At 43.2% G+C, this 20,073-nt stretch carries 21 protein-coding genes and 1 riboswitch; of the genes, 18 read left to right on the plus strand and 3 right to left on the minus strand.

Translation table 11 applies throughout. The annotated features are described in order from the left end of the window. The first annotated feature begins 10 nt into the window (after window positions 1-10). The 11 genes from BLR65_RS15965 (at window position 11) to BLR65_RS16015 (ending at window position 10,418) form a co-directional block, all read left to right on the plus strand. A complete protein-coding gene (locus BLR65_RS15965) occupies window positions 11-1,903 on the plus strand; it encodes a nickel-dependent hydrogenase large subunit (RefSeq protein ID WP_093795184.1) in 1,893 nt (630 codons plus the stop codon). Window positions 1,904-2,040: 137 nt separating this feature from the next. Beyond that, window positions 2,041-2,760, plus strand: a complete 720-nt coding sequence (cybH, locus tag BLR65_RS15970; protein WP_093795185.1) for a Ni/Fe-hydrogenase, b-type cytochrome subunit — start codon at window positions 2,041-2,043, stop codon at window positions 2,758-2,760. Window positions 2,761-2,775: 15 nt separating this feature from the next. Further along, window positions 2,776-3,258, plus strand: a complete 483-nt coding sequence (locus BLR65_RS15975; RefSeq protein ID WP_093795186.1) for a HyaD/HybD family hydrogenase maturation endopeptidase — start codon at window positions 2,776-2,778, stop codon at window positions 3,256-3,258. A gap of 27 nt (window positions 3,259-3,285) precedes the next feature. Then, window positions 3,286-3,600: a hypothetical protein gene (locus tag BLR65_RS15980; protein WP_093795187.1), complete on the plus strand. Its 315-nt coding sequence runs from the start codon at window positions 3,286-3,288 to the stop codon at window positions 3,598-3,600. A gap of 95 nt (window positions 3,601-3,695) precedes the next feature. Further along, the gene (gene aroH / locus BLR65_RS15985; RefSeq protein ID WP_093795188.1) at window positions 3,696-4,055 is read left to right on the plus strand and encodes a chorismate mutase; all 360 of its coding nucleotides are present in this window, start codon (window positions 3,696-3,698) and stop codon (window positions 4,053-4,055) included. A gap of 227 nt (window positions 4,056-4,282) precedes the next feature. Next, window positions 4,283-5,242 carry a glycosyltransferase family 2 protein gene (locus BLR65_RS15990; protein WP_093795189.1) on the plus strand — a complete coding sequence of 320 codons (960 nt, stop codon included), beginning with the start codon at window positions 4,283-4,285 and terminating at the stop codon, window positions 5,240-5,242. Between the two features lie 99 nt (window positions 5,243-5,341). Further along, window positions 5,342-5,480: riboswitch (cyclic di-AMP (ydaO/yuaA leader) on the plus strand. A 3-nt stretch (window positions 5,481-5,483) separates the two neighbouring features. Further along, window positions 5,484-6,152, plus strand: coding sequence for a C40 family peptidase (locus tag BLR65_RS15995; protein ID WP_093795190.1), 669 nt, complete (start codon window positions 5,484-5,486; stop codon window positions 6,150-6,152). Between the two features lie 154 nt (window positions 6,153-6,306). After that, the gene (locus BLR65_RS16000; protein WP_093795191.1) at window positions 6,307-8,037 is read left to right on the plus strand and encodes an ABC transporter ATP-binding protein; all 1,731 of its coding nucleotides are present in this window, start codon (window positions 6,307-6,309) and stop codon (window positions 8,035-8,037) included. A gap of 189 nt (window positions 8,038-8,226) precedes the next feature. After that, on the plus strand, window positions 8,227-8,796 hold the full coding sequence (locus tag BLR65_RS16005; protein ID WP_093795192.1) for an HD domain-containing protein: 570 nt from the start codon (window positions 8,227-8,229) through the stop codon (window positions 8,794-8,796). A 65-nt stretch (window positions 8,797-8,861) separates the two neighbouring features. Then, the gene (yyaC, locus tag BLR65_RS16010) at window positions 8,862-9,455 is read left to right on the plus strand and encodes a spore protease YyaC (RefSeq protein WP_093795193.1); all 594 of its coding nucleotides are present in this window, start codon (window positions 8,862-8,864) and stop codon (window positions 9,453-9,455) included. 453 nt (window positions 9,456-9,908) lie between these two features. Further along, window positions 9,909-10,418 (plus strand): sigma-70 family RNA polymerase sigma factor, encoded by a 510-nt coding sequence (locus BLR65_RS16015; RefSeq protein WP_093795194.1) that lies wholly within the window; start codon window positions 9,909-9,911, stop codon window positions 10,416-10,418. On the opposite strand, the gene BLR65_RS16020 is transcribed toward BLR65_RS16015, so the two are convergent. From BLR65_RS16020 to BLR65_RS31455, 3 genes are all read right to left on the minus strand, one after another. Beyond that, window positions 10,384-11,961, minus strand: a complete 1,578-nt coding sequence (locus BLR65_RS16020; protein WP_093795195.1) for a recombinase family protein — start codon at window positions 11,959-11,961, stop codon at window positions 10,384-10,386. The genes BLR65_RS16015 and BLR65_RS16020 overlap by 35 nt on opposite strands. A 577-nt stretch (window positions 11,962-12,538) precedes the next feature. Beyond that, window positions 12,539-12,685, minus strand: coding sequence for a hypothetical protein (locus BLR65_RS29870; protein ID WP_169717036.1), 147 nt, complete (start codon window positions 12,683-12,685; stop codon window positions 12,539-12,541). Window positions 12,686-12,866: 181 nt separating this feature from the next. Then, window positions 12,867-13,355 (minus strand): CBO0543 family protein, encoded by a 489-nt coding sequence (locus BLR65_RS31455; RefSeq protein WP_093795197.1) that lies wholly within the window; start codon window positions 13,353-13,355, stop codon window positions 12,867-12,869. Window positions 13,356-13,733: 378 nt separating this feature from the next. On the opposite strand from BLR65_RS31455, the gene BLR65_RS29875 reads away from it, so the two are divergent. The 7 genes from BLR65_RS29875 (at window position 13,734) to BLR65_RS16060 (ending at window position 19,987) form a co-directional block, all read left to right on the plus strand. Continuing rightward, window positions 13,734-13,895 (plus strand): hypothetical protein, encoded by a 162-nt coding sequence (locus BLR65_RS29875; RefSeq protein WP_169717037.1) that lies wholly within the window; start codon window positions 13,734-13,736, stop codon window positions 13,893-13,895. 165 nt (window positions 13,896-14,060) lie between these two features. Beyond that, a complete protein-coding gene (locus BLR65_RS16035) occupies window positions 14,061-14,336 on the plus strand; it encodes a sigma-70 family RNA polymerase sigma factor (protein WP_245692831.1) in 276 nt (91 codons plus the stop codon). A gap of 132 nt (window positions 14,337-14,468) precedes the next feature. Further along, complete coding sequence (locus BLR65_RS16040) at window positions 14,469-14,972, plus strand: YqeG family HAD IIIA-type phosphatase (RefSeq protein WP_093795199.1); 504 nt, start codon at window positions 14,469-14,471, stop codon at window positions 14,970-14,972. 60 nt (window positions 14,973-15,032) lie between these two features. Beyond that, the gene (locus tag BLR65_RS16045) at window positions 15,033-15,887 is read left to right on the plus strand and encodes a shikimate dehydrogenase (protein WP_245692832.1); all 855 of its coding nucleotides are present in this window, start codon (window positions 15,033-15,035) and stop codon (window positions 15,885-15,887) included. A gap of 215 nt (window positions 15,888-16,102) precedes the next feature. Continuing rightward, window positions 16,103-17,629, plus strand: a complete 1,527-nt coding sequence (locus BLR65_RS16050; protein ID WP_093795244.1) for a GspE/PulE family protein — start codon at window positions 16,103-16,105, stop codon at window positions 17,627-17,629. Further along, a complete protein-coding gene (locus BLR65_RS16055) occupies window positions 17,607-18,698 on the plus strand; it encodes a type IV pilus twitching motility protein PilT (protein WP_281241549.1) in 1,092 nt (363 codons plus the stop codon). Before BLR65_RS16050 ends, BLR65_RS16055 begins: the two co-directional genes overlap by 23 nt. Before the next feature lie 62 nt (window positions 18,699-18,760). Continuing rightward, window positions 18,761-19,987, plus strand: coding sequence for a type II secretion system F family protein (locus BLR65_RS16060; protein WP_093795201.1), 1,227 nt, complete (start codon window positions 18,761-18,763; stop codon window positions 19,985-19,987). Window positions 19,988-20,073 lie beyond the last annotated feature (86 nt).

The following is a 20,073-nucleotide window of genomic DNA, read 5'->3' on the forward strand; positions in this document are numbered from 1 at the left end:
AACGGCATAGATGAAGAGAATCGTTGTTGACCCTATAAACCGGATTGAGGGCCATCTGCGGGTTGAAGTTAAAGTAGATGAGGCTACCGGCAAAGTTGAAGATGCACTGTCAAGCGGTACTGCCTGGCGGGGTATCGAATTGGTACTAAAAGGACGTGACCCGCGGGATGCCTGGCTGTTTGCTCAACGCATCTGCGGAGTCTGTACAACCGTACATGCCTTGGCCTGCCTGCGATCCGTCGAGGACGCACTAGGTATTGAAATCCCTAAAAACGCTAACTATATTCGTAATATCATTGCCGCTGCGCAAATGGTACATGACCACGTAGTTCATTTTTACCACTTGCACGCTTTGGACTGGGTAAGCCCGGTTGCGGCCCTCAAAGCCAATCCGGCGGCTACCGCTGCTCTGCAAAATACAGTGCTGGAGACATATAGTCTTAAGGCTGAAGGCCCCAAAAGTTTTACTACCAGTGCTTATCCCAAAGATTTCCCCAAAGCAACTGCCGCTTATTTTACCGAAATCCAGAACAAGATCAAAGCCATTGTTGAGAGCGGGCAGTTGGGGATCTTTGCCGGTCACTATTGGGAACATCCTGATTATAATGTGCTGCCGCCGGAAGCACATCTCATGGCCGTATCACATTATTTGAATATGCTGGACCGCCAACGGGACATTGTTATTCCTCATATTATCTTTGGCGGAAAAAATCCCCATCCTCATTATATTGTCGGTGGTATGCCCTGTTCTATTTCGATGAATGATATGAATGCGCCGGTTAACACCGAGCGATTAGCCGTTGTTGACAATTCAGTAAATTTAACAATTGATCTCGTTAATAATTTTTATATACCAGATGCGCTGGTCATTGGCGATTTGTTTGTTAAGGCCGGTTATGTTGACGGTGGCGGTCTTGCCGGGCAGCGGGTATTGTCATTTGGCGATTTCCCGGAGGAACGCTATAGCGGAATTTCCAATGGTGACTATTTTAATAACTTGTTGATCCGTTCCAACGGTGTAGTGGAGAATTTTGGCCAGGGAGTGGACAAGGCTATTTTCCATCCACTGGCGGGAAAAGATTTGAGCGATCCCAATGTACTGGCCGAAGGTGTTGAGCATGCTTGGTACAATTACCCCGAGAGCGGCAAGGATCTGCATCCCTGGAACGGTGTTACGGCTCCGCAGTATACCGGACCTAAGGAAGGGACTAAAACAAACTGGAAATACCTTGACGAAGACGGCAAATATTCCTGGATTAAGACGCCCAAATGGAATGGCAAGACAGCTGAAGTCGGGCCGCTGGCCAAATATATCATTGTGTATACCAAGATAAAGCAGGGTGTTATTCAGCAGCCTACCTGGGCAGAAAAATTTATTGTCGATCAGATTGAAGCGGTGTCAAAATTATTGAATTTGCCAGCGGAAAAATGGCTGCCCACCACGGTCGGCAGGACTGCGGCCCGCGCCCTGGACGCCCAACTGCATGCCTATATCAGCAAATATTTCTTTGATAAACTGTTAAACAACATTAAAGCAGGGGACACGACGGTCGCTAATACGGCTAATTGGGATCCGGCCAGCTGGCCTAAGGAAGCTAAGGGTGTTGGTTTACATGAAGCGCCGCGTGGCGGTCTGAGCCATTGGGTAACCATTAAGAACGGAAAAATTGACAATTATCAGGCCATTGTTCCTTCTACCTGGAACGCCTGCCCGCGCGATGGAAAAGCCGGTCATGGCGCCTATGAGTCCAGTATGATCGATACAAAAGTTAAGATTGCCGAACAACCTCTGGAAATATTGCGAGTTGTTCATTCGTTTGATCCGTGCTTGGCGTGTGCCACTCATTTATTTGATAACGAAGGCAAGGAAATTGCTGTCGTCCGTACAGATCCGTATTTTTAAGAAAAGACTTGGCTTGTGCCAAGTCCTTCAGAACGCCGGCAGAAGCCACCTGTACCCCTTTAGGGGGTATAGTCGTTCTTACTTATTATCAGAAAGGTTATATTTTCTGATAATGTAAAAAAAGGAGGATACTGTCTATGCGTCAAGGCGCCATGCAACGGTATTATCTGTTTAGCCCATGGCTGCGGATTTTCCATTGGGTGATGGTAATATGCGTGTTTATATTGTTTGTCACAGGCCTATATATTGGCAATCCCTTTTTTCTGGGGAACCAGGGAATAGACCCCACTTTTGCCGTTGCTAACGGTTTGTCTATGGAAACGATACGCTATATTCACTTTATTGCTGCCTATATTTTGGTACTTTCGTTTATACCGCGCATTTACGGCTTTATTATTAATCCCGGCGACAGGCTGCTTCCCCGGTTTTGGACCAAGCTCTACTGGACAGGGATTATGGATACGCAGCTGCATTATATGTTTCTGAGAGGAAGGCATCGGCCGTATCTAAGGAACTCATTGGCAAGGTCAGGCTATTTAGCGGTCTATTTTATGTTTTTGATCGAGATGATAACAGGTTTTGCTATGTACTATATGGTTGAGCCCAATCGGTTGTTAGCTAAAATATTCGGGCCGTTCAATAACCTGCTTGTTAACGAATATGTTGTTCACCTCATTCACCATTTTGTTGCCTGGTTTATTATTCTATTTGTAATCGTGCATGTTTATATGGCTGTAAGGGCTGATTTTACAGAAAAGGGCGGCGAAATCTCAGCCATGTTTTCGGGGGTCAAATACCTGGAGGAAGAACCTGACGATGTAGGGGACATACTAGTTAAGAAAGCTAAGGCAGAGTAGGGGAGTTTTTTACCTATGGAGAAAACCATTGTTTTAGGAGTCGGCAATATCCTGATGCAGGATGAAGGGTTTGGAGTCCGTGTTGTGGAAGAGATTTCACGGCGCTATACATTCCCGAAAAATGTCCAGGCTTTGGACGGTGGAACCCTTGGCATGGAACTGCTGAACTTTATTAAAGGGGCCGAATATCTGTTGATCATTGATGCAGTAAATGGCGGCGGTCAGCCTGGCGATCTATATCAGCTTACCGGTGAAGAGGTTAAGGCTTATTTTAAGCAGAAAGTATCTATGCATGAAATAGGCATTCAGGATGTGCTGACCGCACTCGAGCTTTTAGAGCAGCCGGTAAAAAAGGTGGTTGTTGTAGGGGTTCAGCCGGCTGTTATTGATATCGGACTTGAATTAACTGAGGTTGTGCAGGCAAGAATGGATGATATCGTCAAGCTGGTTGTTGGTGTTTTGGATTCTTGGGGTATAAACTGCCAAACGCATACATAGTAATTTACAAATGCGGGAGGTGGCGCTGTGAATTACAGTGTTCTTTATGTTATTTTTACCCTGCGTGAAGAACCTGAAGTTTTTCCGGCCGAAGATTACCGGTACAACCAGGAACAGGCCTGTCATGAATTATTAATTACAATATTTAATCAAAAACTGTGGGTTGACACCCGTGCTGTCCGACTGAAGAAAATTGCGGGAGCAGCCTTTTGTTGGAAGGAGTATGAAGAAGGAAAATATATCGAACTTAATCAGGCAAATGCCGTTTGTCCTGAATGTGGCTGGTGGCGATGCCATGTTTGTGATTCCTGTCACTGTAATAAACCTAAAAAGCAAGACTAATTAAAAAAATTACAATGATGGCAGGAAAAATGCTATTTTATACGTAAATTGTATACTGATAATTATTTTATTCTGCGTATCAAGGAGTGGTAATTATGCTACGCGGCATTCGTGGCGCAACAACTGTTACAACTAATAACCGGGAAGAGATTTTTGATCGCGTGGCTGAACTCCTTGCGGTAATTGTTCAGGAAAATGCTCTGCGCATTGAGGACATCGGTGCGGTAATATTTAGTTCAACCCCGGACTTAAATGCGGCTTTTCCGGCTGCCGGCGCGAGAAAGGCCGGCTGGCTGCAGGTACCGCTGTTCGGGACACAGGAAATCGAATGTCCGGATGCACCAAAACGTTGTATTCGTGTACTGATCTTGTGGAATACTGATCTTGGACAGCAAGACATTAAACATGTATATCTGCATGATGCGGTTTGCTTGCGTCAGGATATCAAGCTATAAGAGAAGCTGGGTGTCAGAGCGGCTAACTGCTCGGTGATCAACAAAGTCTGCTTTGTGTTTGCAAAGCAGACTTTTTATTTACGTTGGATAATGGAGATTATTGGCTGATACTGTCATTGTATATACGGTATATATGTTGAATTTTGGCGAATTTGTAGTAAGTTTAATTGCAATCACCGGCCGGTAGTGTAATAATATAGAAAGAAATAAGGAGGCTTAACGATCAGATGTTTGCGAATAACTGTTTGATATCAATTGTTGTGCCAGTGTATAATGAGCAGGATAATATCGACATGTTTTATCAGGAAGTTGTAAAATATATGGAACAACTGGCCTATTGTTTTGAACTCATCTTTGTCGATGACGGATCAAGTGATGCCACGCCCTTTATTGTAGAGCGCTTAGCTGTTGCCGATAAACGGGTGAGAGGACTGATTATGGCGCGTAATTTTGGTCATCAGATAGCTCTGACTTGTGGCTTGTATCACGCTAAAGGCAATGCAGTCATTACCATGGACGGTGATATGCAGCATCCTCCGGAAATGCTGCCGTTATTAATTAGCAAATGGGAGGAAGGTTTCCAGGTTGTTCAAACTGTCCGGATAAATACGGAAGGCGCTTCTTGGTTTAAAAGCTTTACTTCGAACATGTTTTACAAGCTGATGAATGCTATGTCCAATGTTCAGGTAACAGAAGGCGGTTCTGATTTTAGATTGCTGGACAAGCAGGTAGTGGCGAGTTTCCGCCGGTTTCGGGAACGGGCCCGCTTTATTCGCGGTATGATCAGTGCGATTGGTTATCGCCAAACGAAAATTGAATTTGTGGCTCCTAGACGCTTTGCGGGAAAATCCAAGTTTTCGCTGAAGAAAATGCTCCATTTTGCGTTGGATGGTATTACCGCCTATTCCAAAACACCGCTCCGTTTTGCTTTTTATATTGGGATTATTATGGGATTTAGCAGCATAGTTTTGACCTTGCATGTTCTTTATATAAAGTTATTTACGGTAGAGGCGGTTCCCGGCTGGGCGACGATAACGGCAAGCATTCTTCTTCTCGGCGGGCTGCAGTTAGCGGGAATTGGTATTATTGGCGAATATATTGGACGGATATTTGAGGAAGTAAAACAGCGGCCGCTTTACTGGCTGCGTGCTGAATTTGGGCAGCACAAAGAAAGGAATAAAGAGTAATATTTTGCAAGAAAAACAAAATTTTGACCTAATAAATGTAAAAAAAATCGATATAGAGGAAGGATTTTTCAGGATTAGGCCGAATAAGTAATTTTGAGCGCTATAGAAATGCCGAATCCTGCTCAGGTACGGGGGAACCAATTTAGGGGGTGAAACTTGATCAACACGGCTTTTTCAAGTAGGGTGCCTGCAACCCTAACCCGTCAGCTAACCTCGGAGGCCAGTGAGGGGAGAATCAAATTTGCATAAGTTTTTGAGGTTTATTGTCACGTTATGCCTCATTTTTGGCATAACTACGTTTGCTCAAGCTTCGGGTACATACGAGGTTGGTGACCAGGGCGATGATGTGGCCGGTATTCAGGCACAGCTAAATAATCTGGGTTTTAATGCTGGTGCTGTGGACGGCGATTTTGGATCCTTAACGGCTAATGCTGTTAAAGCTTTTCAAAGATCACGTGGTCTTGAAGCAGACGGTGTGGTTGGAATGCAAACCTATCGTGCTTTGATGGGACGGGATATCCCGGCCAGCCGTGATTCTTCCACTGCTTCGGTAAGGCGTATCGTTCAGACTTCCATGCGTTATATGGGTGTACCTTATGTATTTGGTGGTACAAGCCCGAGCGGTTTTGATTGTTCCGGATTCACTCGTTATATTTTTGCTCAAAGCGGGATTTACTTGCCGCGAATGGCCGATGAACAATTTGAAGTTGGGCGGTATGTGTCCTATGGTCGTCTCCAACCGGGAGACTTGGTGTTTTTCAGCACCTATACCTCAGGCGTATCTCATAGCGGAATCTATATTGGCGATGGTAGATTTATCAGTGCTACTTCTAGCCGTGGTGTAGCAATTGACAGTATGGATAGCAGCTATTGGGGTCCGCGGTATATCGGGGCTCGCCGAGTAATCTAAATTAAGAAGGGAAGGCGTTGTCGGCCTTCCCATTTTTATTTTAAATTAAATTAACTTTGTAGCAGGAGTTTTACATAAAGGATTGTATTTTACTATAGGAAATGAGACAATAGAGAAGATCAAAGTTAAGCATTCTTTACAGCGGAGATAAATTATGTTTAGTTTTTACTGGCGAAAGTTCATAGTCCCTTACTGGCTGTTGGCCTTGACAGCAGTGCTTTGTTTCATTGTTGCAAGTTTAGCCGGTTTGGCTGCGCCGTTGGTCGTTAAACTGCTTATTGACGATGCTTTGGCGGCAGGCAATATTAAATTTTTGCATTTCATTACGGCAAGTATTGTATTACTATACCTGATCCGGGGTTTATTTTCTTATTTTTACGGATACGGTATGGCTAAAGCCGGTAATAAAATGCTCGCTAAATTACGGCAGGATATGTTTACTAAACTGCAGTCATTGGATTATGCCTATTTTATGAAAACTCCTTCCGGTGATCTTATTTCTTTGTTTACCAATGACATGTTATTTATTCAACAGGCAATTACTGTCGGCATTCCTGATGCTATCGTTGAATCGATGAATCTCTTGGCTATTATGGCGATTATGATTTATTTTGACTGGGAATTAGCTATGGTGACCTTTGCCACTTTACCATTTATTATTGTGGCCATAAGCTTTTTTAACAATAAAATAGGCCGACTGGGACTGCTTGTCGAACATACTTTGGCTAAAGTTACGGCTATTATTCAACAGTCGCTTGTATCCGTTATGATTGTGCAGAGCTATGTGCGGGAAGAATACGAATATCGAAAATTTAGCGACAAGATACACCAAGCCGCTGATGATTTACTGAAAACCCAGCGTTTAAGCGCAATTTTAGTATCCTTGGTTGAATTTCTCGCAGCTATTGGTTTAACAATTATTATTTGGTACGGCGGCCGTGAGGTGATTAACGGTCATTTGAGTATTGGCGGAATGTTTGCCTTTCTTGTCTATATCATCAATGTTCCCATGCCAATACGCAAAATTAGTCAAGCTATGACCTACCTGAAACTTGGTGCGATTGCCTGGAAACGGATTAATAGTTTGCTTAATGAGCAAATCCCATCAATTGTTGATGGTTATTTACCAATGCCTGTAGCAAAAGGTTTTGTCGAATTTAAGGATGTTTCCTTTGCTTACCAACCAGGTAAATCTGTTTTGCAAAACATTAATATTGCGGCCAAACCAGGCGAGATTATTGCCATTGTCGGTCCCAGCGGCGCGGGTAAATCCTCGTTTGCTAATTTGCTTTTACGTTTTTACGATCCTGATAAGGGGACTATTTACGTAGACGGAATGGATATAAAAAATCTGAAACTTAACGCTTTAAGGCAGCATATCGGCTTTATTCAGCAAGAGCCCATCCTATTTAATGCTACGATTAGGGAAAATATTCGTTATGGATGTCTTGACGCGACAGACAGTCAGATTCAGCGAGCGGCTCAGTTATCCAATGCGGACGACTTCATCGGGTCTTTGCCGCAAGGCTATGATACAGTGGTAAGCGAATTGGGAGGGAATTTATCAGGAGGACAGCGGCAAAGAATTGCCATGGCCAGAGCGATCATTGCTGAACCTGCCATATTGCTTTTTGATGAGCCGACTGCTGCTCTTGATGCGCAAACTGAAAAGCTGGTTATGGCTGATATACGGAAAGTGAGTGCCGGGAGAACGACTTTTATCATTACGCATAATATGTCTACCATAGCGGCTTCCGACCGAGTTGTTTATTTAATGGGTGGCCGGGTAGTCGAAACAGGTACGCACCAGGAACTTATTGATAAGGGTGGTTTGTATGCCAGGGCGGTTCAACTGGGTGAACTCGAACTATGCATAACCCATTAGGAATAATGAAAAAATTAGCGGCACAGTTGCCGCTAATTTTTTTGATGTAATAGTTTGACACGGTGGTATTGAACACATGGCCAAAATTATAAATTGCTGGGGCAGCTTAACGGTACTTTAGGCGTTAACTTGTAATATTTCGATCATTTGCTATAATGATGATAAAATTACATAATCAGGAGGACTATCATGGACTATTCTAGATCACAAGCTTGGACGTTATTGCGTCAACATGTAAAAAGTGAAGTGCTTTTAAAACATTGTTTAGCTGTTGAAATTGCCATGCGGGCCTATGCAGCTAAATTTGACCAAAATGTAGAATACTGGGGAGCCGTAGGACTTCTCCATGATATTGATTTTGAGAAATACCCGGATGACCATCCCAATCATGTTAGACAGATTCTTACTGCCGCCGGTTATGATGGCCAGTTTGCCACAAATGTTGAATCTCATGCCCGCGATTGGCCTAAAGAGCGAACGTTGTTGCAAAAAACGTTGTTGGCGGTGGATGAATTGACCGGGTTTGTCATTGCCTGTGCATTAGTACGGCCGGACAAGAATCTGGACAACCTGGAAGTTAAATCGGTTATGAAGAAATTTAAAGATAAAGCCTTTGCCCGCGCCGTTAACCGTGAAACATTGACGACAAGTGCACAAGACATGAATGTAGATTTTAAGGAGCACATTGCCTTTGTTACCAAGGCATTAGCTCAGGCAGTGAAATTGCCTGAATATCAGGAGTTTCCGCTGGTAGGTTAAGGCGGACATAAAAAGGACAAAAGGTGCATATAGATTAACGGAGGATAGCTAAGAGGAGAGAGAGAATGGTAAAAAACGTTCTGAATAAACTTACTGTTAATCTAGATGACACCAATGTCCGGGAAAAACTTTATGAACACCTAACAGCATTATTAAAACGTCAAGAAGGCATAAGCTTGCGGCCTATTGTGGCACTTTGTATTGGTTCGGACCGTTATACGGGTGATGCCCTGGGGCCGTTAGTCGGAACCTATCTGGAAGAAAACACAGAGTGTAATGTATATGGTACACTGGAACACCCCATTCATGCGGGTAACTTTGTTGAGGCCTTAAATATCATTACGCACCGCCACCACCATCCACTCATTATTGCCATTGATGCCTGTCTTGGCAAAAGTCATGAAATTGGCAATATTGAAATCTGGCAGGGAGGTTTGGCTGCGGGGATTGCGGTAGGCAATCGATTACCTACTGTCGGTGATATCTCGATTATCGGTGTCGTTAATGCCCAAAGTCAGATTGGCTATCTTGATTTGCAAAGTACCTCACTCGCTAAAGTGATGAAACTTAGTAAAGCCATTGGCGAAGCCATTGCTGATACTATGAATGTATTGGTTATGGAATCTATCCCTGCCTGTACACAATCAGTCGCTAAATAGTGATTAGAGAGCTCAGCTAATAGCGCTAAACCCTGGAAGGTTCTGACTGATAGCTCATTTATGTCAAAAAATTCAGTTCTATATTTTGGTTGACTAGAAAACGAGATTGCAGTTCCAGCAACTGATGGGTAGTTAAAAAACTGCCTGTTGTCCTAGCTGAAATGCAATCTCGTCTTTTGGTGTTGAAAATGTTACTCCTCTGGAAATAATTTATCCCAAAGCATATAGAGTACGACTAATGCACCGGCAAAGAATATGCCAATATCGGCAATATAGCGATCCATGCTTTTCAGCCTCCCGGATTAACATCTATTCTTATTTGGATTATATGCTACTTGCCTTGCTGGTGCAAGGACGAAAAGGGCAATTAAGAAATATTTTTATTGCCAGGCACATTCGGCTCGTCCTTGCCATAAGATTTAAGCGACAGATTTTTCGGGGGTGTATGACGTAATGACTCTTTCGTTTTTTACGGTTCTGGCAACGTCAATTATTAAAGGCATCACCCTGCTTGTTTCGTACATAGCCAATAATACATTTCCTCTGCCATTATCAGAAAAAGATGAGCAAATCTATTTACAAAGGCTTAAAGAAGGGGATGAGGTTGCCCGTAATGTGTTAATTGAACGCAACCTTAGACTAGTGGCTCATATTGTAAAGAAATTTGATAATACCGGTGAGGACGTGGATGATCTAATTTCCATCGGCACCATTGGTCTTATCAAGGCCATTAATACTTTTGATCCGGCTAAAAAAATTAGATTAGCTACCTATGCTGCCCGTTGCATTGAAAATGAAATTCTCATGCATTTAAGGAGCACCCGGCGTATTCGTACTGAAGTGAGTTTATATGATCCAATTGGTGTCGACAAAGAAGGAAATGAATTTACCCTAACCCTTTATCTGTTTTATCCCTCAATTAGGCGATTTACTGGGGCAATCGAGGGTAAAGTACCAACGTGAAATCATCGTCGCGTTGGTCTTTTTCTTTTCGGTAGGTGGCATACTCTAGCACGGATTTTAGTATTCGGTTTTTTGCAGCAGGATCTTTGGTCTTGGAAAATACCGACAACGATTTTTTGAATTTGGGGATAATATCTTTCCTGGCTTTTTCTCGCTTGGTTTCATTCTTGATCACTAATTTCATATCTGCTATTGCTTTTTCCGTTTCTGCAACCCGTTTAGATAATTTCTGTGAACGTTCAAGGTAAGTAGCTTCATCATATATTCGTCTTTCAAGCAACTCGGGAAGACGATCTTTCTGTTGGCCTAGTGTTGCTAATTCCTTTTCGAGAGTATGTAATATTTTTTTATAGATGCTGATCGTGTTTTCTTTTTTATTTTGGGGCTGATATTTGCTCCACTGATTTTGATACTCTTCAACCCATGCTTCCAAGCCATCAAGCAATTGCTTCTCTATATACTCAAAACGGCTGCTCTTATTTGAGCATTGCGGATTGTAGCATATGAGATGAGGATATTGTTGACGCTTATACGGACGGTATACCATAGAACTGCCGCAAATGTCACATTTAACCAGCCCTGCCAGCGGATTAGTAATACCATTACCATGGTGATAGGGGACGTGATATTTTCCTTTTAGAATGGCCTGTGTTTTGGCAAAAAGTTCTTTGGATACAAGCGGTTCATGCTTTCCCTCGACATCAATCCATTCTTCCCGAGGACGTGTCCTGGTATCGCGTCTTTTGTCCGGGTCGGCTGATTTCTTGCTTTCTTTCTTTTTCCACTGCAGCCGGCCAATGTATACTTCATTTTTTATGATATTTAAGACCATGGAGGATGCCCAAGGCCTTCCACTGTACGTTTTCTTGCCCATACGGTTTAATTCTGCGGCAATCTTATGCGCTCCCATTCTGCCGTCCATAGAATCATTTGTATATAACTCAAAAATAAGCTTTACTACCGGGGCTTGTTCGGGGTGGGGGACTAACATTCTATCCCGTCCTTTTTTTTCAATTTGATAGCCGTATGGCGGTCTTGTGCCAATATAATTGCCGTCTTGCACTGAACGGATTCTGCCGCCCTGCAACCGCCGGGTAATGATTTTTAATTCTTTGCGCGCCATAAATGCCTCGAATTCGGTGTATTCTTCATCGAACTCATCATTAAGATCGTAAATTTTTCTTTGGGTTACAATGTAAGTACCTGAGTTTTTAAAAGTCTTTAGTATAAGGCCCTGGTCTTCCATATCACCACGGCCAAGACGGTCAACTTCCATACACCATACAGATTTCCATTTACCCTCGCCGACTTCTTTTAAAAGCTGCATCATCTCCGGACGATGGATAACACTTTCACCGGATACAATTTCCTCAAATACTGTTGTTATCTTGACGTTATTTTCTTTTGCAAGTCTAAAAAGTGCTTTTTTATGTTTGGCTAGGGTTTCACCTTCGCCGCGTGCTTCGGCTTCCTGATCCTCGCGTGACTTGCGCAGATAAAAACAAGCCGGTTCTAAATCCTGTTGTAAGCGTTGTTTCTTCATGGTCTCACCTCTAAGGCGTAGTTATATAACAAAAATAGTAATCAAAGCGATAAAATATTCCTGATACGTTTTGTTTTAATGCTGCTTTGCGTTTCGTTCTTACAGTATTTAAGAGGTATTATAAAAAGTTCGATGCTAGGACAATTCAAATGTCAAAAAGGGATCATTATTACATTGATAGGTACTTCCGTTCAGATATATTTACGAAGAATTTAACATTATTATAGGGCAGTCCACGTTAATCCCCGGCATATAAATTACCGGGGTGATACTGTGGAATGCAAGTACGCGGCTACCTATCGTTTTCCTGGCAGAAAAGGTGTAGTTCATGTGGTAGCTCCACCGCCAATGTCTGAAGAAGAAAAAGAGAGAAGAGTCCGTATATACTATGAAGCTTGTTGGGATGCATGGAATTCCCTTTCTGTTGAGGAGCGACTAAGATTTAATGCCGAATGCAAAGCCGAGTAAAATCGGCTGCAATAAACAGGGACAAGCCGGGAAGTGACTACATGGAGATTCACAACATCCGCTTGTCCTGGATAAAAAAATAGACAATAAAAAATCCCGACTAGCGGGATTATGAAGGTAACCAAGCATCGTCTCCAACGTTTGGAGGTACGGACTCTTCTTTTTTGGGAACCTTGGGCGAGTCGGTTTCTTTAGCCTTTTTAGCTTCTTTTTGTCGTTGTATACTGCGAAATTGATCAAGAGTTCTACCGCCCATGATTCATCCTCCTTAGTATTTTTATGAGAATATACTTACCCAATATATGATATGCACGTAAGATATATATTATTCATAAATTTACAGGTAGAGGGACTTTTATGCAGATTGATTGGGTATGGGGTACGCTGGGTAAATCTTTGGCAAAAGTCTGGTGAACAAGTTGGATGCATTTTACTGGTTAAATTTTTTTGCTGAAATAAATACATCCCCTGCGGTAGAAAGTAACAAAAATTTTTGAAACTAGTAATGACAGCGTAAGTGTGGAAAAGGTAGCAAACCAGCTCCAGCCGCTGTACTTAATAAGGTTGGTATAGAGTTCAAGAGGATATTCTATTGCTGTAATCCCGGCACTGAACAGTAGCGCATGACCGATTATGCCGCCTAGACCCCGTGTGCGGGTAGTTTGGTTATACAAAATGCACAAAACCGGGAATGCCCATATCTCAAAAAGTATACTGGTTTCAAAATATTTTGGCAGTAGACGAACCGGATATTCTAAGAGCCTGAGACTATGAACTGTGGATCCTAAAATAAAATCTAGGGTACATTGAAAAAAGAAGACAGCAACCCAAATTCGGAAATATTGCCAGTCAATTACATAAATCACTAATAACAAAGTGATTATGAACGACAGTATCATAATAAGTTGGTCCCAATAAAGACTCATTAGATTTCTCCATTAAATATCCATAAAAGCTCTTAGCTTTTTACTGATAAGAAGTAACTACCGGCCGGGGAGGGATAATTTTTAACTGGATTACAAGTCCTGTCCAAACCCAATGATCCAAACAATTATGAAACGCACAATATAAAACATCGTTAACCACTAAAATAGCATAGCTTGAAAATGTAATTTTAATACCAACGAAAAGGAGATATCATGACAGTAGCAGGCCTGCTAACAACACGCCGAATGACTGCGTGTAGTTGAATATGTTAAAAGCGGTAGGCCGGGATAGATGGCGTGATATTAATAACAGCCATTTAAACTATTTAAAGGAAATAATTTCCTTATGTCGAAATAACCAAAGAAGGAGTTGATGTAATGAAATGCTTAATTTGTGATAAGGCTATGCCATTTGATTGTACGTGTTCTGATATGGGGAAACGAATTCAGCTTGTTAGAGATGCTAAGCAATTAATAGATAACGAGGAAACCTTTAAAACGTTTATCAAAGCTAAGCTAAATGTTGATTTGGAACAATAACCTATGAATTGGGCCCTTGGCAGGTGAGAATTGGAAGGCCAACTGACCTTGAGGTAGGACGATAAACTCCTGGTGTGATACCGGGGGTTATTTTTATATAAATACAATATTATATGGAAGAAATTTATAAAATACAGATAAACACTAAGTGTTAATGAAATTACATTGATAGACGTATTGGGAACGGCGCCGGATGTTGTGGGGGAGGCCGTAGAAAGTTTGTGTGAACAGGAACGGTTAAATCGGGAAATTCACCGGCTGACTGCCAGGGAAAAATGGGTACTAGAAATGCGCTTCGGACTGCCTGACGGCAGTCGCAAAACCCAGCGTGATATTGCCAAAATACTAGGGATTTCACGAAGTTACGTTAGTAGAATAGAAAAACATGCGATTACTAAGTTGGGAAAGACATTATCTGCGGGTGACACTCCCCATAAGTAGGCTAGGATAAACCAATGGGATTATAGTAATGAGGAAAAGAGGCTGTTTTGTGTGTAGCGGGCAATCTCTTTTGTTTTTACGATGACCATGTTATAATTTTTGGTAATCGATATTAACAAACCGGAGGAGAAATTGTTCAAATTATTAGTACCCTGTCGAGTAGTCAACACTTTATTTGAAATTAATTTTGCCGAATTGCGTCAGCGGGGAATGCAAGGAATCGTTTTTGATCTTGATAATACAATCATTCCCTGGAGTAGTCCGGATATCTGTCCGGAGATGTTACAATGGTTGAAAGATTTGCCTGCACAGGACTTCAGACTTTGTTTAGTATCTAATAATGGCAAAGAACGGGTAAAAAAGATAGCTTTTCAATGCGGCGTACCTTTTGTAGCCCAGGCCCGCAAGCCTTTGCGCCGCGGTTTTCGTCAAGCGGCCCGGGTGATGGGCTTAAGTCCGGATGTTGTTGCGGTTGTGGGTGACCAGCTATTTACCGATGTTTTGGGCGGTAACCGGCTTGGCATGTTTACTATTTGGGTAAAACCACTAACTACCCAAGAATTTATCGGCACAAAAATTACCCGTCAATTTGAAAAACTAGCGGTACGTTTGCTAAAAGCTACCGGAAGACTTTAAAATGAGTCAGTGAAAAAACATATTTAATTTTCTGCAAATAACAGAGGGAGTCCTTACATCATGATGATAACTGCTAAAACCCAAAAGGTAGGCCTGCTAGGCTGGCCGCTTGGTCATTCCTTATCACCCGTAATGCAGAATGCGGCATTTGCGGCAAGCAACTTGGACTATGTCTATTTACCGCTGCCCACACCGCCTGAACTGCTGCCGCAAGCGGTTCAGGGACTTAAAGCATTAGGGTTCGCGGGTGTGAATGTAACGATCCCGCACAAAGTCGCGATAATGGAATACCTGGACGAAATTGACAGTAGCGCTAAATCAGTCGGCGCTGTTAATACGATTCTATGTCAGGGAGACCGTTTAATCGGACATAATACAGATGCCGGAGGCTATATCCGCTCTCTTAAGCAGGTCGGTATTAGCGTGACTGGCCGCTCGGCCGTAATTTTCGGGGCAGGAGGTGCCGCAAGGGCTGTTATAGCTGGATTCGCCGCTGCTCATGTAGCGGCAATAACTGTTGGCGCGCGAGATAAAAACAAGGCCGAACATATGGCGCATTTATTTGACGGAACTATCCCGGTAAGCGGTGTCTGCTGGGATAGCGACGAGTTTGCAGCGGCATTGTCTAATGCCGATATTGTGGTTAATGCAACGCCTTTAGGAATGTATCCGTCTACTGTCAATCAGCCGCCGGTGCGCTGGGACCTTTTGCAACAGTCAGCAGTAATTTCCGATTTAATCTATAATCCGCTAATAACCGGGTTTATGGCCGAGGGTATTCGCCGAGGCCATATCGTTGTCGGCGGTGAGGGAATGTTGCTTGAACAGGGAGCACTGGCTTTTGAATTATGGACAGGTCGTAAGGCGCCCGCAAGCGTGATGCGCCAGGCGCTTATGCGGGAGTTAAAAAGATAACAAAAATTAACAAAATATTTTAAGATTATTAATTTTATGGCAGGAATACTCTTGCCGGAATGCGAATATACTCCTTATCGGTCATATTCAGCAATATTATGGGGGGATAGCGATCTCCCACAGATCAAGTAGAGTAAACAATGCAACCGGACCAGGCAAAATATATAATTTTTTGCTACGTCGGTTGTTTTTTTATTATTCAACGGAGAGAAACAATGCTGCAAAATAATAAACGTCCGGGAGACGTACCTCATGTAGATTTAGCCACTGCCCATATTAGTCAAGAAGCCGTGTCTGCGATCTCCGAGTCCTTGGCCAAGCGGTATCAAGTTATTCCTATCGAAAAAGAAAACCAGGAATTAACACTGGCTATGGCGGACCCTACAAACTTTTTTGCCATTGATGATGTGAGAAGGGTGACTGGCTGTGAGGTTAAGCCGGTAATTGCCGCCGAACAAGCCATAATGCAGGCTATTAGCCAGTACTATGGCGTACATGACTTAGTTAAAAAAGCTGTAAAAAAGTTTAATCAGGAAGAGCACTCCGCAGTGGCGCAAGTACATACGGAAGACGACGCACCCATTATCGGCATCGTTAGTTCCCTTTTAGCTCAGGCAGTAAGGGAACGCGCCAGTGATATTCATATTGAGCCACAGGAGAACTTGCTGCGGATTCGATTCCGGGTTGATGGCATACTTAGAGAAGTAGTTTCATTTACCCGCAATATTCACTCAGCGATCGTGTCGCGAATCAAGATTATGGCTAATATGGACATTACGGAAAAGCGTCTTCCGCAAGATGGACGAATCGATACCCTGGAACAAGGGCGTGAGGTCAATATCCGGGTATCAACTTTACCGACAATTGACGGCGAAAAGGTTGTCATGCGGCTGCTTGATAAAAGGGCGGTTATTCTCGATATAACTAAATTGGGATTTACAACTAGCAATCTAGCATGTTACCGCCAGTTATATTCGCAGTCACACGGGATGATACTCGTGACGGGACCAACCGGCTCCGGCAAGACGACAACCTTATATTCGACGTTGGCGCAAATTAATACGATTGACCGTAATACGATCACAATTGAAGATCCTGTCGAATATCGTCTTGCAGGCACAAACCAAGTGCAAGTCAATCCGAGAGCGGGGCTGACTTTTGCCAAAGGCTTGCGTTCTATTCTACGGCAAGATCCGAATGTGATTATGATAGGCGAGATTCGAGATGGTGAGACGGCTGATATAGCAATCAGAGCCGCACTTACCGGGCATTTGGTATTGAGTACCCTGCATACGAATGACGCAGCGGGAGCAATAACCAGGTTGATCGATATGGGCGTGGAGCCTTTCTTGATAGCCTCGTCGGTATTGGGGGTGCTGGCCCAACGGCTGGTGCGGGTAAATTGCCCTGAATGCAAAAAAATATATACACCGGTATATGGTTCAGGGGAACAATTATTTGTAAATCAGGACAAGCCTGTTTCGTTGTATAAGGGGTTAGGCTGTGCCAACTGCGCGTTTACCGGCTACCGGGGACGAATGGCTATTCAGGAAGTTATGCCTGTCAGTTCACAGATTAGGAAACTGATCAATCGTCGCGCATCAACCGATGAAATCGGTGCTGTAGCTAGAAGTGAGGGGATGCTGTCCATGCGGGAAGATGGGATACAAAAAGCGCTGGCGGGGTTTACCACAATGAACGAAGTTATGCGTGGCACATATGTTTACAATAAATCCGATTAAGCGGGGTGACAGACCGATGATTGAGACACTGTTACATACGGCAGTAACTCAAAAAGCTTCAGATATTCACCTATCTGTAGGGGTGCCACCCATTTTCCGAATAAACGGGAGTTTAATTACAACCGATAATTCTCCGCTCACCCAGGAAGATACGCTGGCTATATTTCAGGCAATAACGTCTGTTGACCAGCAGGCTCGTTTTCAGGAAAATGGTGAACTTGACTTTGCTTTTGCGATTAACGGCCTTAGTCGTTTTCGCGTTAATGCCTACCGTCAACGCGGTTTTGTGGCTATTGCTGTTCGTGTGTTGAATGAATCGATTGTTTCCTTGGATGAGTTAGGCCTGCCGACAGTAGTCAAGTCCCTGGCCCGGATGCCCCGCGGCTTAGTTCTTATTACCGGTCCGACAGGTAGTGGAAAATCAACAACGTTGGCTGCAATGGTCGATTTAATTAATTATGAACGTTCATTCCATATATTGACTTTGGAGGACCCTATCGAATATTTACATCAACACCGTAAATGCGTTATTAGTCAGCGAGAAGTACCAACCGATAGTACAACTTTTGCAAGTGGCCTTAAGGCAGCCCTGCGTGAAGATCCGGATGTCATCATGGTTGGGGAGATGCGGGATGCTGAAACTATTGGCATTGCGGTTACTGCTGCCGAAACAGGGCATTTGGTGTTGGCTTCTCTCCACACCTGTGATGCTGCGAGGACGGTTGACCGGATTATCGATGTTTTTCCTCCTTATCAGCAACAGCAAATCCGTATTCAACTTGCTTTGACGCTCCAAGGCATTATATCACAGCAACTTATACCGCGATGTGATGGGAATGGAAGGACAGTGGCGGTCGAGATCCTCATGGCAACGCCTGCAGTACGCAATCTTATTCGTGAAGGCAAGACTCATCAAATTTCATCGGTTATTCAGACCGGTACTAAATTCGGTATGCAATCTATGGATTTTTCTTTAAAAATGTTGTATCAGCGAGGGGTTATTTCTTATCAGGATGCATTAGCGTATTCGCTAAATCAGGAGAATTTTATTTTTTTGGCAGATAGGTAGTACGCTATAACACCCTGTCAGAAAGAATGTATTTTCTATAGCTAAGACCGGGAGAGAAAAAAGTGGTTAAGACTTATACTTATAAGGCCAAGAACCGGAAGGGAAAACTTATGACAGGCACTCTTCTGGCCGACAGCGAGAACGCTGTAGCTTTACATATACGTAAAAAAGACGGCTTTGTTTTACAAATAAAAGAAAAAAAGACAGGCAAAAACCTGTATGCGGTCGTACGGAAACAATTAAACACTGTTAAAATAAAAGATTTAGCACTGATTTGTCGTCTGCTTGCCACGATGATTGAGGCAGGTTTGCCATTACTTACCTGTCTTAAGATTGTCATCGATCAAAGTGAAAATGCCTACATCAAAACCGTACTGCAAAGTGTGTATGAGAATGTACAGGCAGGTGAGACGTTTTCCTGGGCACTTGCTCAACATCGCCACGTATTTCCGGCTATTATGATCAATATGGTCGAAGCCGGTGAGCTAGGCGGTGTGCTTGCAACCGTTCTTGAGCGCCTGGCTATCCATTTTGAAAAAGAACATAAGCTTGGCGAAAAAATTAAATCGGCCATGACCTATCCTGCTGTTGTGATAACGATGGCGGTACTGGCTGTTATATTTATTTTTATTTTTGTATTACCGGTTTTTATAGCCGTGTTTGTCGATATGAAAGTGGAGTTACCTTGGCCAACAAGGATGCTGCTGCTAGTTAGTGAATTTCTTCAAGACTATTGGCTGTTTTTACTAATAGGCATTATTGGCGTAAGTTTGTTTGGCAAATTAGCGTTAACCCGGCCTGACATAGGCAGGATACGGGATAAAGTGGTACTTGCCATACCGCTTGTTGGCAAACTTGTTCAAAAAGTTGCCATCGCCCGGTTTAGCCGCACTCTAAGTACACTGATCCGGGGAGGGGTGCCCATTATCGCCGCCCTTGATGTCGTAAAAAAAGTGATTGATAATTTGAGCATGATGGAGGCTGTGACTGTGGCGCAAGCAAACTTAAAAGCAGGAATTACGCTTGCCGAAACGCTTGCTGCCAGCAGAGTATTTACGCCTATGGTTATTCAGATGGTGGCTATTGGCGAAGAAAGCGGCGCTATCGATAAGATGCTGGAAAAAGTCGCTGATTATTATGAAAGTGAAGTTGATGATATCGTTACAAGAATGAGCAGTATTATGGAACCTGTTATTGTCGGGATATTAGGTGTATTCATTGGCTTTATTGTTATCGCGATTATCTTACCTATGTTTGACATTATTGCCAATGTCGGCAGTAGCATGTAACTATGTATTCCGCATTAAAGAAGTTTGCCGACGCAGGCGGATGGTGTATGAAGAGCGCTCCACCACTAGCGTTTGACTTCCGCTTT

Source organism: Sporomusa acidovorans (assembly GCF_900101845.1).
Lineage (GTDB): Bacteria > Bacillota > Negativicutes > Sporomusales > Sporomusaceae > Sporomusa > Sporomusa acidovorans.